The organism is Pantoea sp. JGM49, assembly GCF_018257655.1.
Taxonomy (GTDB): domain Bacteria; phylum Pseudomonadota; class Gammaproteobacteria; order Enterobacterales; family Enterobacteriaceae; genus Pantoea; species Pantoea communis.
Window position 1 is genome coordinate 258126 of record NZ_JAERJM010000004.1, and the last position, 12497, is coordinate 270622.

At 52.7% G+C, this 12497-nt stretch carries 12 protein-coding genes and 1 pseudogene; 6 read left to right on the forward strand and 7 right to left on the reverse strand.

Annotated elements, in window-relative coordinates:
* Nucleotides 1–12: 12 nt before the first annotated feature.
* Nucleotides 13–249, reverse strand: coding sequence for a YobH family protein (locus tag JK231_RS09310; RefSeq protein WP_034828706.1), 237 nt, complete (start codon nt 247–249; stop codon nt 13–15).
* Nucleotides 250–467: 218 nt separating this feature from the next.
* On the opposite strand from JK231_RS09310, the gene JK231_RS09315 reads away from it, so the two are divergent.
* The 5 genes and pseudogenes from JK231_RS09315 (at nt 468) to rlmA (ending at nt 3613) form a co-directional block, all read left to right on the forward strand.
* Entirely contained in the window at nt 468–743 is a 276-nt protein-coding gene (locus JK231_RS09315) for a YebO family protein (protein ID WP_034828707.1), read from the forward strand.
* Between the two features lie 18 nt (nt 744–761).
* Nucleotides 762–1772 carry an MBL fold metallo-hydrolase gene (locus JK231_RS09320; protein ID WP_097116877.1) on the forward strand — a complete coding sequence of 337 codons (1011 nt, stop codon included), beginning with the start codon at nt 762–764 and terminating at the stop codon, nt 1770–1772.
* A gap of 527 nt (nt 1773–2299) precedes the next feature.
* Nucleotides 2300–2371, forward strand: a pseudogene (locus JK231_RS09325) (DUF2627 domain-containing protein); the annotation flags it as partial.
* An 86-nt stretch (nt 2372–2457) separates the two neighbouring features.
* Entirely contained in the window at nt 2458–2667 is a 210-nt protein-coding gene (gene cspE, locus JK231_RS09330; RefSeq protein ID WP_034828712.1) for a transcription antiterminator/RNA stability regulator CspE, read from the forward strand.
* 139 nt (nt 2668–2806) lie between these two features.
* A complete protein-coding gene (gene rlmA / locus JK231_RS09335; protein WP_160833636.1) occupies nt 2807–3613 on the forward strand; it encodes a 23S rRNA (guanine(745)-N(1))-methyltransferase in 807 nt (268 codons plus the stop codon).
* On the opposite strand, the gene JK231_RS09340 is transcribed toward rlmA, so the two are convergent.
* The 4 genes from JK231_RS09340 to manX form a co-directional block, all read right to left on the reverse strand.
* Nucleotides 3610–4068 carry a DUF986 family protein gene (locus JK231_RS09340; RefSeq protein WP_058960161.1) on the reverse strand — a complete coding sequence of 153 codons (459 nt, stop codon included), beginning with the start codon at nt 4066–4068 and terminating at the stop codon, nt 3610–3612. The two genes, rlmA and JK231_RS09340, sit on opposite strands and share 4 nt — an antisense overlap.
* Nucleotides 4069–4160: 92 nt before the next feature.
* Nucleotides 4161–5006, reverse strand: coding sequence for a PTS mannose transporter subunit IID (locus tag JK231_RS09345; protein WP_038646579.1), 846 nt, complete (start codon nt 5004–5006; stop codon nt 4161–4163).
* A gap of 14 nt (nt 5007–5020) precedes the next feature.
* Complete coding sequence (locus tag JK231_RS09350; protein WP_034828717.1) at nt 5021–5821, reverse strand: PTS mannose/fructose/sorbose transporter subunit IIC; 801 nt, start codon at nt 5819–5821, stop codon at nt 5021–5023.
* A 57-nt stretch (nt 5822–5878) separates the two neighbouring features.
* Entirely contained in the window at nt 5879–6844 is a 966-nt protein-coding gene (manX, locus tag JK231_RS09355; RefSeq protein ID WP_160833635.1) for a PTS mannose transporter subunit IIAB, read from the reverse strand.
* Between the two features lie 511 nt (nt 6845–7355).
* On the opposite strand from manX, the gene JK231_RS09360 reads away from it, so the two are divergent.
* The gene (locus JK231_RS09360; protein WP_211728425.1) at nt 7356–8921 is read left to right on the forward strand and encodes a TerC family protein; all 1566 of its coding nucleotides are present in this window, start codon (nt 7356–7358) and stop codon (nt 8919–8921) included.
* A 329-nt stretch (nt 8922–9250) separates the two neighbouring features.
* Here the strand turns inward: JK231_RS09360 and JK231_RS09365 are convergent, their stop codons facing one another.
* Nucleotides 9251–10813, reverse strand: coding sequence for an EAL domain-containing protein (locus JK231_RS09365; protein ID WP_097116880.1), 1563 nt, complete (start codon nt 10811–10813; stop codon nt 9251–9253).
* A 219-nt stretch (nt 10814–11032) separates the two neighbouring features.
* The gene (locus JK231_RS09370; RefSeq protein ID WP_058962469.1) at nt 11033–12397 is read right to left on the reverse strand and encodes an L-serine ammonia-lyase; all 1365 of its coding nucleotides are present in this window, start codon (nt 12395–12397) and stop codon (nt 11033–11035) included.
* Nucleotides 12398–12497: the final 100 nt, after the last annotated feature.

The window sequence follows — 12497 nt, forward strand, 5'->3', positions numbered from 1 at the left end:
CCGTTTGAGTCACTAATTATCTACCACTTCGCCACTTTTCTTCAGCAGTGGACAATCGGTGACACCCACAATACCGCTGTCGGTATGCAGATATTGCGCGGTGATCATGCCGCGTGCAGTGAGATAGCTACACTGTAAGCCCAGTCCAGCGGCGTTTTTGTTGCTTCCGGTCAGTACGCCATAGCCGGTAAACAGCATCCCTAACCAGACCACTGCCACCACGATTATCGCCCGAATGAATAGTTTCATCTTATCTCCTTGTGATACACAACGCAGCTATCCTGAAGTCGCTGCGATTTCTATAGTAGCAGCATGACGCGTCCTGCTCATGAAATCGATCAGAGATAACTGAAAGCCATCAAGATGCGGGATAATCTGCTTTCCACCGGCAACCATTATCTTTTCCGCACACAACGAGTAGAATCAGCGGCGGTGTAAGTGTTTTATGTTTGACAATAGAGGCAGTTATGAACGAGTTAGCCGCAAATACCAGTCCGCTGTTCAGTTATGGTGTACTGGCCATCATTATTGTTGTGGCCTTGATAGCCTGGTTCTTCGTTAACCGGGCCAGCATGCGCGCCAGTGAACAGATTCGTTTGCTGGAAGCTCTGCTGGAAGAGCAGAAAAAACAGAATGCATTGTTGCGCCGCCTGGCGGATGCTCAACCTGCCACAGCAAAACAGCAGGAGGAAGAAGACGCAGTAGAACAGCGCGACTTCATCCGTATGATTCCAGAACGTTAAACACATGATGGAGCAGTAATGGCCTGGCAAAATCCCTGGTACGACGCAACGCTGGCGCATCACACGCCAGAAGGTTTCCGCAATCCGGAACCGGAATTGCGCCAGCCAGGGGATTTGCAGCGCTGGCGGCGGGAGCGCAAAGCGGACCATTTGCCGCTGCCGCCTCAGGCCGGTTATCCGGCATTCATTGCCCGCTGGTATCAGGAAAGCGATCTGGGCGGTGATGACGATCGCGTCTGGTGGTTAGGTCATGCCGCCGTGTTGATGCGGCTCAATCGCCGCTATATTCTCATCGATCCGGCACTCTCTGCGCGTGCTTCACCGCTGCCGTTTGCTGGACCACAGCGTAAAACGCCCGCTCCGCTCCATATTGCACAGTTGCCACATCTCGACGTGGTACTGATTTCGCACAATCACTACGACCATCTCGATCGACCTACGGTAAAGCGCATCGCACGTCGTTTCCCGGATGCGCAATTTGTTGTGCCGCTGGGTATGGGAACCTGGTGTCGCAAACGTGGCGTGCGTCATGTCACCGAACGCGACTGGTGGCAATCCATTGATATCGCAGGAGTGACGCTGACTGCCGTACCCGCGCGGCACTGGAGCATGCGAACTTTCTGGGATCGTAATCGCTCACTGTGGTGTGGCTGGGTGGTGCGAAACCAGAGTGTGAATTTTTGGTTTTCAGGTGACAGTGGCTATAGCGAAAACCTGTTAGAAATTGCTGAACGTCTCGGGCCCTTTAATCTTGCCGCGTTGCCCATTGGCGCTTATGCACCAAAATGGTTCATGCGCGGTCAACATATGGACCCCGATCAGGCGGTGCGTTTATGGCAGGCGATAGGGCGTCCGTTAACGCTGCCGATCCACTGGGGTGTGTTTGAACTGGCGGATGATCCTTTAGATGAACCTCCTGCCGCTTTGGCGCAAGCAATGCAATCCGCGGGAGAAGGGGACTCACGCTTTATGCCATGGAGAATAGGCACCAGCCGAAGCTTGCAGAATAGTGATTCAGATGTGTCCTAAGCCCGATTTGTTAAATCAAGCGTCGCAGTGCGTTTTTTTAACATTTAATTGTAGAGTCGTTAGTTAAAAATAAGATAACCGCCAAAACGAGCGTGCATATATTTGGGGCAAGAGCGCTTATATTTTCCTGATTTTGGTGCAAAACAATTAATGACTTGTACTTAATAAATCGGATTGTACAACTTTTGCTCAGCGCACGAATGTTGCATTCCACGTTAATTTTTTGGCGAAATATTTTATCAATGCCATATTAATGCAATACTTTTTGCGTAGCCTTGACCGCTTTAATTGTGCTGGTTTAGATTGCGTCGCTACGCTTGACTAATGTACGTACTGGCGCTAACTACTCTGACAAATAACATTTTTTTGTGCAGTTATTCCGTCATCTGTCAATATGCTAATGGCAGAAGAGTGCAGAGCAACGGCCAATTATGTGCGTCATGTCGATCACCGTTTAAAAATGGCTTGCCATTAATTTGCGGATATGTGATAACGACTCTTGGGTCAAACGAGGTACAGTTCTGTTTATGTATGGCATCTTCAGTAAAGAAGTTACGAGTAAAGACGTTGACGTTGAATTCCGCTTCCTTGCCGAACCTTAAATTAGTGCCTCATTCAGTAACGTCTCTGGTTTATCTGTAAGACTGCCTTCGGGCAATATAAACAATCAAAGGAATTTGCAAAAATGGCAAAGATTAAAGGTCAGGTTAAGTGGTTCAACGAGTCTAAAGGTTTTGGTTTCATTACTCCTGCTGACGGCAGCAAAGACGTGTTCGTACACTTCTCTGCAATCCAGGGTAACGGCTTCAAAACTCTGGCTGAAGGCCAGGCTGTTGAGTTCGAAATTCAGGACGGCCAGAAAGGTCCAGCTGCAGTAAACGTTACTGCTATCTGATTTCGTTCTCAGACTCGGTGCCATGCGCCGCTGACACGAATTGTAAAGCCCTGGTCTCTGACCGGGGCTTTTCTTTTATCCTTTCTGTTGCCAGACGATCAGGGTAAACTGCGCGCGAATCGTGAACCCGGAGTTGTCTATGTCTTTGATTTGCCCCCTTTGCCAGCAACATTTGCACCAGCAAGCCAACAGCTTCCGCTGCGATGCAGGTCACCAATTCGATCAGGCTAAAGAAGGGTACGTTAATTTGTTGCCGGTGCAGCATAAAGGCTCAAAGGAACCGGGTGACAGTGCGGAAATGCTGCTGGCACGTCGCGCATTTCTTGATGCCGGCCACTATCAGCCATTACGCGATGCAGTGGCGCAACATCTGGCACAGCGCCTGAATGGCCAGGCGGCACAGGTATTGGATATTGGCTGTGGCGAGGGTTACTACACCGCAGCAATGGCAGAAGCCCTTCCGCAGGCGCAGTTGTTTGGCCTGGATGTGGCGAAAGCGGCGATTCGCATGGCGGCTAAACGTTATCGCACGGTGAAATTTTGTGTCGCCTCCAGCCAGCGTTTACCCTTTGCTGATGCATCGCTGGAGGGCATTGTGCGCATCTATGCTCCCTGTAATGAAACCGAACTGAACCGGGTGGTGAAAACGGGCGGCTATCTGCTGACGGTGACGCCGGGTCCACATCATCTGCAGCAGTTCAAGGCGCTGATTTATCGTGAAGTGCAGCTGCACGCGGCAGAAGAAAAGGCTTACGAAGGTTTTAGCCAGGTCGGGCAACACAATCTGCGTTATGAGATGACGTTAAATGGGGCCGAAGCGGTGAGCTTGCTGCAGATGACGCCTTTTGCCTGGCGCGCGCGCGAAGAAGTCTGGCAACAGCTGGTGGCAGCCGATAGCTTTAGCTGCGATGCCGACTTCATGCTGACGCTATGGCAGCGCACTTAACGCGCTTCCACCAGCGTATTGTAGATACGTTCCAGGTCGTCGAGCTGTTGCACAGCAATCAGCAGGCGACGCTGTTCCAGTTGCATGACTAAAATGCCATCCTCAGACAAGTTCATACTTTGAATACGACGATAGTCGATCCACACGCTGCCGAAGAACAGTCCCTCTGTCTTCATCAACAGTTTCGGCGTGCGTAGCCAGAACAGCCAGATTGCCATAAAGCACAGCACCATCAGCAGCGTGGTGGTGAGCTGCGGGCCATGGTTGCTGACGTTATTCCACAGCAAAATCAGCAGCAACACGATAAAAATGCCGCTGTCGATCTTATGGCGACGACGCAGCGCGACACGCAATTTGGTCGGCCCCTTGCGCCGCGGCAGGATAGCGTCATCGTAAATTGCGAACAGGGCGAAAGCGATGATCAGCAGGGCAATCAGAGCGTCAGTCAGTGACATTACATTTTCTTCCTCAACCGAATTTACCTCAACGTTGGCGCTCAGGTAACTTCGCTGAAAACTGCCGGGAGCCGAAGCCCCCGGCGAGATGATTACAGACCGAGCAGGCCGATCCAGTAACCAAAGATACCCAGGGCAAAGAAGCCCACGATAATCCACAGTGCGTTAACTTTACGGCGCAGCAGCCACATACAGCCGAAGGTCAGCAGCAGCGGGATTAAGCCCGGCATCAGCTGATCGAGGATCGATTGAACGGTGGTCACGGTGGTTTTGCCGGTGTGATCGGTAATGCGGGACACCACAAGCGGCACGTTCACGTGTGTCCACTTGTTGACCAGCGCCCCCATGACAAACAGGCCGAGAATCGACGCCCCCTCCGTGAGCTTTTGCAGGAAGCCGCCACCCATATCGCTGACGATATCCACGCCTTTGCGATAACCATACGCCACACCGTAATAACGCGTCAGCATACGCACGGCGTTAAACAGAATGAAGAACAGCAGGGGACCGAGCAAGCTGCCGCTCATCGCGATACCGGCACCGAGTGCAGCAAACACCGGGCGAACGGTACCCCAGAAGATCGGGTCGCCCACCCCCGCCAGCGGTCCCATCAGGCCGACTTTAATGCCGTTAATCGCGGCATCATCAATCGCCGCGCCGTTAGCACGCTGCTCTTCCATCGCCATGGTAACGCCGAGCACCGGTGCTGCCACGTATGGATGGGTATTAAAGAATTCCAGATGACGCTTAATCGCCTGTTTACGATCGTCGTTGTTCTCAGGATAGAGGCGACGAATCACCGGCACCATTGAGAAGCAGAAGCCCAGCGCCTGCATACGTTCAAAGTTCCATGAACCCTGAAACAGGTTAGAGCGGATGAACACACCACGGACATCGCTCGGGGTGAGTTTCTTTTGCGTGTTAGTTGTATCAACCATGATTTCACCTGTTCCTAGTCGAGTTCGTTGTCGAGGTCATTGTGTGCAGGGCCGGCAGCGGCCGCGCCTGCTGTACGGTTATATTTCGGCGCCAGCTGGATATACAGCACCGCCATGACCACACCAATCACGCCCAGAGCAACCAGGTTGAAGTTGGTGAAGGCCGCCGTCACAAAGCCCAGATAGAAGAACGGCATCAGGTAGCCTGCGCGCATCATGTTGATGACCATCGCGTAACCGACCACCACGATCATGCCACCGGCGATGTTCAGACCGTTGGTGACCACTTCTGGAATTGAACTCAGCAGTTCCTGTACCACGCTGGTACCGACTGAAATCGCCACAATCAGGGCTGGAATTGCAATACGCATCGCCTGCAATACCAGTGCAGAGACGTGGATCCAGCTGATGGCGCTCAGATTGCCTTTCTCGGCGGCCTTATCGGCAGCGTGCTGGAAGGCAACGGTGATGGTACGGACGATGATGGTCAGAACCTGGCCGGCTGCCGCCAGTGGAATCGCCAGTGCGATACCCGCACCAACACTTTGGCCACCTGCGATAACCAGAATGGTCGAAATGATGGAGGCCAGTGCCGCATCGGGTGCAACCGCCGCACCGATGTTCATCCAGCCCAGCGCGATCATTTCCAGGGTACCACCGATGATGATACCGGTTTTCATGTCACCCAGAACCGCACCAATCAAGGTACAGGCCACCAGTGGACGGTGGAACTGGAACTCATCAAGAATCGATCCCATCCCGGCAATACAAGCCACAATAAATATCAGGATGATTTGTAGCGTGGTTATTTCCATTGCTTTTCTCCTCAGCAAGGTCTCAAGTATTCGCCCGCCAGCGCAGGCAAAAGCGAACTACTGATTGACCTTGGCAATCAGGTCCATCATTTTCAGTCTTGGGTCGTTTGAAACTTTACGCACTTCCAACTCAATACCGCGTTCATTCAGTTTACGGAAGGCTTCAATGTCCTTCTGATCGACCGAAACTGCGTTGTTGACCTGGGTTTTACCCTGTTTGAATGCCATGCCGCCGATGTTGACCGACTTGATATCCACGCCTTGTTCAACAATCCGTTCCACATCGGTAGGATTGGTGAACAGCAGCATCACGCGGTCACGGCCATATTTCGGGTTGTTCCACACGCGGATCATCTTGGCAATATCCACCACGTGTGCGGTCACGCCAGGAGGGGCCACCTGCGTCAGCAGCGTTTTACGCACATGGTCATTAGCCACTTCATCACTGACGACGATGATGCGAGTCACGTTGGTCTCTTTGGTCCAGCGGGTTGCCACCTGGCCGTGAATTAAACGGTCATCGATGCGCGCCAGGCCGATCTTCATGTGCTCGCCTGGTGCCAAAGGCTTTTGCGGTTGCGCCGGGGCTTGTGCGGCAACGGGTGCTGCAGCTTCCGGGGTAGGGGTTTCGGTCTTGAGGGCTTTAACACCTTCGCGGCCGGCTTCCACGGCAATATGAATCAATTCCTCAAAGGATGGATTATCATCGCGCCCCATCAGGGTTTCCACCAGCATCGGGATGTTCACCCCGGCGATGACGTCATAATCCGGCTTATCCACCACAATGCGGCTGGCCGCGTTGAATGGACTGCCACCCCAGGTATCCACCAGGAACAGCACGCCTTTCGACGTGTCGAGTTCTGCCAGTCTCGCCTGATACTTTTCGATTAGCGTTTCTGCATTTTCGCCGGGCACGAAATCAATCCATCCGACATTTTCCTGCTCACCCAACAACATTTCTGCTGTTTTAAGCAGCTGTTCTGCCGCCCAGCCATGTGTACCAATTACAATAGCAATGGTCACTTGCTACCTCCGTTCGCATGAGAGATTCTCTGGCATTGCCGGGAATCATTGAGAATTACCGTTGTTGATTCAGGTGGATCGTTTGGGTCTAAGATGAAGAGTCGCATCAATAAATGTTCCGAAACTGTCCGCTGCACAGCAGTAAGGTCGCGATTTATTTTAGTGTGCGAAAAAATAATTTATGTGATGTTTGTCAGCTATTTCGAGCGTAACGCTGCAAAATTGCATTTATGTTCGTTATTCCTGCGTTTGTGCAGTTGTTTGTAAATGTAATAAAATTTTTTGACGTTGTTGATGTAACTGATACATTAGCGTTCTGTTTAATATTCAGGAGTATCGGGCTTCAGCTCACCTATATGGACCGTCACCGACGTCGCTCAACATGTTCTCAGCGCTTTCTGGCGCACACTACAACGCTCTTCAGCGTGACCTCATTTGCTAACGATCTCTCGTCTCGCTTCACCGCGCAGGCTCAATCTCGTTCGCCCCTCTGTGTTGTAAGGAGTCATTGATGGAATTTCTCTTCGACCCCTCAATTTGGGCGGGTTTGCTAACGCTGATCGTGCTGGAGATCGTTCTCGGCATCGACAACCTGGTGTTCATCGCCATCCTGGCGGACAAGCTGCCACCGAAACAGCGTGATAAAGCGCGTTTGATCGGTCTGTCACTCGCTCTCGTGATGCGATTGGGCCTGCTGTCGCTGATTTCCTGGATCGTGACATTGACGCGACCCCTATTCAGCGTAGGCGATTTCAGTTTTTCCGGGCGAGATTTAATTCTGTTGTTCGGTGGTTTGTTCCTGTTATTCAAGGGAACCATGGAACTGCATGAGCGGTTGGAAAACCGCGGCATGGAACATCAGGGCAACAAAGGTTATGCCAGCTTCTGGGCCGTGGTGATCCAGATTGTGGTGCTGGACGCGGTATTCTCGCTTGATGCGGTGATTACCGCAGTGGGGATGGTCAACCATCTGCCGGTGATGATGACCGCCGTGGTGATTGCCATGGGTGTGATGCTGTTGGCTTCGAAGCCGTTGACCAACTTCGTCAATGCCCATCCGACGGTTGTGGTGCTGTGCTTAAGCTTCCTGCTGATGATTGGTTTGTCATTGGTGGCGGAAGGCTTCGGTTTCCACATTCCGAAAGGCTATCTGTACGCCGCAATTGGCTTCTCGATTGTGATTGAGCTGTTCAACCAAATTGCGCGTCGTAACTTTATTCGCCATCAGGAACATCGGCCGATGCGAGAACGTACGGCTGAAGCGATCTTGCGTCTGATGGGCGGTCGCCAGCGTCATCAGCCGGTGACCACTGAAGAAGCTGCGCTGACGCAGGCGATGCCACAGGAAGCGTTTAAAGACGAAGAACGTTACATGATCAACGGTGTGTTGACGCTGTCACAGCGCTCCATTCGTAGCATCATGACGCCGCGCGGCAATATCTCCTGGGTTGATGCTGAACGTCCGGTGGATGAAATTCGTATTCAGCTCCTCGACACGCCGCACAGTTTGTTCCCGGTATGTCGCGGTGAGCTGGATGAGATCATCGGCGTGGTGCGTGCTAAAGAACTGCTGGTGGCGCTGGAGCATGGTATGGACGTGGCGACGTTTGCTGCTACCACTCCGGCGATAGTGGTGCCTGAAACGCTGGATCCGATCAACCTGCTGGGCGTACTGCGCCGCGCTAAAGGCAGCTTTGTCATCGTCACCAACGAATTTGGTGTGGTGCAAGGTTTGATAACCCCACTGGACGTGCTGGAAGCGATTGCCGGTGAGTTCCCGGATGAAGATGAAACGCCCGATATTATCGCGGATGGTGATAGCTGGTTAGTGAAGGGCGGTACCGATCTGCACTCACTGCAGCAGTTGCTCGACCACCATGAGCTGGTGGATCGGGAAGAAGATCATGCCTCGCTGGCGGGTCTGTTGATTGCCCAGAAAGGCCAACTGCCGCAGCCTGGTGAGATCATCGACCTGCCGCCGCTGCACTTCCAAATCATTGAGGCTACGGATTATCGTATCGACCTGGTGCGCGTAACCAAAGATAAGCCGCATGAAGATGAAGAGCATGAGGCGTAAGCGCTAAGTTAATTGTCATCGAAAAGGCCGATATCCACGATATCGGCCTTTTGTATTTCTGTGACCCGATCCGAATACAGCGCTATGCAGACCGCAAAAATGCCACATGAAGCCGGTAAAGGGGGATGAGGAGTAAAGCGTACGCCGCAGGGATGCGGCGTCCGAGGCTACAGGGATGTATTCACGCCGTCTTTACGGAACATCCCCCTTTACCGGCTGGAACGCACCACCAGACACAGCAATCGAACGCATCATGAAACAGAGCAATCGAACGCACCATCAAACAGAGCAATCCAACCCAGCATCAGACACAACAATACAACCCAACATCAGGCCCTAAGATGCGCCTGATGCTGCTCCAGCCACACAGGGAAATCTTCGATGGGCATTGGACGGGCGTAATAATAGCCCTGTAAATGATCCACGCCGCGCTCACGCAGATAGTGTGCCTGCTCCGCGGTTTCCACGCCCTCAGCCACTAACGCAATGTTCAAACGCTGCGCCAGCGAAATCACCATATCTGTCACCGTGGCGTTAATCGCGTCGGTGCCGATGGCCGCAGTGAAAATCTTGTCAATTTTCAGCACGTCCGGCTTCAGGTCTTTCAGGTAGGCGAGGGAACTGTGTCCGGTACCGAAATCGTCAATCGCCAGGCGCACGCCGATCTCATGCAACTGCGACACCACAGATTGATCAATAACCGGCAGCGCATCGCGCTCGGTCAACTCGACCACCAGCTTCGGCAGCGGGTTAGCGGGCCACCAGATACTTTGCAGATCCTCGACAATCGCACGATCGCGGAAATGGCTGGCGGCAACGTTAATCGCAATATGGAAAGAAGAACATTGCGGCAGGTTAGGCAACTCATCCACCACTTTGGCTAACACAAAGCGCGTCAGTGGTGCTATCAGGTTCTGACGCTCAGCTAGCGGGATAAACACATCCGGCGCAACCCAGCCTTGACGCGCATTGTGCCAGCGCAGCAACAACTCCATGCCATCGCACTCACCACTTTTGGCGTTAATCAGCGGCTGGCAATACACCATAAATTCATTCGCGGTAATGCCATAGCTGATTTGCCAGCTGAGGCTCATGCGGTTCGCGGTGGCTAACCAAACGATATAGCCCATCAGCAAACTCAGCAGCACCGCCAACGGTAGCTGTGAAGGAAGCGTATGCAACGCCAGACGCGCTGGAGAAGGGCCATACAAGGTAATGCTGTAGGGGTAACGCAGTGAAGCCTGATCAAAAGCCACTTCATCTTCCGATGGCACTGTCTCTTCAATCAGCGGATTGCCATATTCCAGACTCTGTCCGCCGACATTAAAAATGGCCCGTTCGACCCAAGGTAACTGTGGCTCTAGCAAATAATTCGTCATCAATTCCACATTGATAACCTGCAGCAGCCCATCGCGATTATCCAGCGATTTGGGTGTCCACAGCAGCAAGACCGGTGAGCCTTTCAGCAGATAATTATCGGTGGTCAGCATCATGCGCTGATTATTAATCGCCAACTCTGGATAGGTCTGGCTAAACGAAATATTGCGCGGGCCGTAAATACTGGAGCAGTAAATACTGTCATCCTGCACCAGCAGGATGGTGCGCACGGTCTGCAATGAAGAAATCTTTTCGATTAACGGATAGCGAACTTGTGCGCAAGGCACGCCAACCAGCCCAAGCGTGTTGTTGGCGGAGACATCCAGCGGGGAGAACATGCGGTCAAAGCGCTCAATGGCGCGACTGGCAAAATTCAGGGACTGCTGCTCAATACGCGATTTCTCTTCGATATAACGAAAAGTCAGCGTGAGAATCAGAACCAGCGCCGCGATCACCAACGCGATAAGCAAACGCTTACGGCGAAATTGACCGACAAATTGCTGGGGAATGAGCATCAGTAACCACCTTGCAAAACAAAAATTGAAGCCAAATTAACGTGTAGGTTATCGGCATTGAGGCGGCCAGGTTTAGCGCACCGCAGAGAAAAAAAGCGGCACTAAAAAACAGCGCGGCCACTAAGGGCCGCGCGCAAATTAATGTATCTGGTTTACTCACAGGGAGGTAGCGTGAGATGCAGAAAAAAATCTAATTGATTATTTTTTCAACACGCCTGGTCAATCACATTGAACTTTGATCGCCAGGCCACCGCGTGAGGTTTCACGATATTTGGCATTCATGTCTTTACCAGTTTCGTACATAGTTTCGATCACCTTATCCAGTGAAACACGTGGTTCACTGGTACGGCGCAACGCCATGCGCGCAGCATTGATGGCTTTCACTGAGGCGATAGCATTACGTTCGATACACGGCACCTGCACCTGACCTGCCACCGGGTCACAGGTCAATCCCAGGTTATGTTCCATACCGATTTCAGCGGCGACACACACCTGCTCCGGGCTGGCGCCGAGCAACTCCGCCAGGCCAGCGGCAGCCATCGAACAGGCCACACCGACTTCGCCCTGACAGCCCACCTCAGCACCTGAAATCGAGGCATTCATTTTATACAACACGCCAATGGCACCCGAGGCCAGGAAGTAACGGATGAAGATGTCCGGCGTCACGGTCTCAATAAAGTGATCGTAATAGGCCAGCACCGCAGGGACGATACCGCAGGCGCCGTTGGTTGGCGCGGTGACCACCCGTCCACCGGCGGCATTTTCTTCATTAACCGCCAGGGCAAACATGTTGACCCAATCAATCACGTTCATCGGATCATTGGAGTGCTTGGAAGAAGAAACCAGTAAACGACGCAACGAGGCAGCGCGGCGCGGCACGCGCAGTGGACCCGGCAATACGCCTTCGGTATTTAAGCCGCGATCGATACAGGCCTGCATGGTTTGCCAGACGTTGCCGAAATAGGCATATATGTCTTCACGGCTGTGCAGCGCCAGCTCATTCTTCATCACCAAACCGGAAAGGGACAATCCACTTTCATGGCAGTGGCTCAACAACTCTTTGGCAGAGTTGAACGCATACGGCACCGAGACCTCATCCAGTACGGATTGGCCGAAATGCTCTTCATCAACGATAAATCCGCCGCCAATCGAGTAGTAGGTCTTGGTCAGGATCAGCAGATCGCCGGCAAAGGCGAAAACCGTCATGCCGTTTTCATGCAACGACAGATTTTCACTGCGGAACACCATGCCGCCTTCGCGTGGGAAGTCGACTTCACGTGCACCGTTCGCCAGCAGCAGGCGCTCGCGCTGCTCGACGTCTTTAATAAAAGCGGGAATGCTATCGATATCCACGGTGGCGGGCTCAAAGCCGGCCAGCCCCATAATGATGGCGATATCGGTATGGTGACCTTTACCTGTGAGCGACAGCGAGCCATAGACGTCGACGGCAATGCGCGTCACGTCTTGCAACTTGCCCTGTTCGGCCAGCAGATCAACAAACTGCTTGCCCGCTTTCATCGGACCTACGGTATGTGAACTGGATGGGCCAATGCCCACTTTGAACATGTCAAAAACACTAATCACCGGTGACACTCCTCACAAATCTTATTCTGTACGGCTGAGGCCGTTTATGCGGCTAATAGTAATCGCCCGCGTGACTCAGCGAGCAGCTTTTCGCATGAAA

Coding starts and splice junctions, on each gene's coding strand:
- JK231_RS09310 (WP_034828706.1), bottom strand. CDS start 249: ATGAAACTATTCATTCGGGCGATAATCGTGGTGGCAGTGGTCTGGTTA.
- JK231_RS09315 (WP_034828707.1), top strand. CDS start 468: ATGAACGAGTTAGCCGCAAATACCAGTCCGCTGTTCAGTTATGGTGTA.
- JK231_RS09320 (WP_097116877.1), top strand. CDS start 762: ATGGCCTGGCAAAATCCCTGGTACGACGCAACGCTGGCGCATCACACG.
- cspE (WP_034828712.1), top strand. CDS start 2,458: ATGGCAAAGATTAAAGGTCAGGTTAAGTGGTTCAACGAGTCTAAAGGT.
- rlmA (WP_160833636.1), top strand. CDS start 2,807: ATGTCTTTGATTTGCCCCCTTTGCCAGCAACATTTGCACCAGCAAGCC.
- JK231_RS09340 (WP_058960161.1), bottom strand. CDS start 4,068: ATGTCACTGACTGACGCTCTGATTGCCCTGCTGATCATCGCTTTCGCC.
- JK231_RS09345 (WP_038646579.1), bottom strand. CDS start 5,006: ATGGTTGATACAACTAACACGCAAAAGAAACTCACCCCGAGCGATGTC.
- JK231_RS09350 (WP_034828717.1), bottom strand. CDS start 5,821: ATGGAAATAACCACGCTACAAATCATCCTGATATTTATTGTGGCTTGT.
- JK231_RS09360 (WP_211728425.1), top strand. CDS start 7,356: ATGGAATTTCTCTTCGACCCCTCAATTTGGGCGGGTTTGCTAACGCTG.
- JK231_RS09365 (WP_097116880.1), bottom strand. CDS start 10,813: ATGCTCATTCCCCAGCAATTTGTCGGTCAATTTCGCCGTAAGCGTTTG.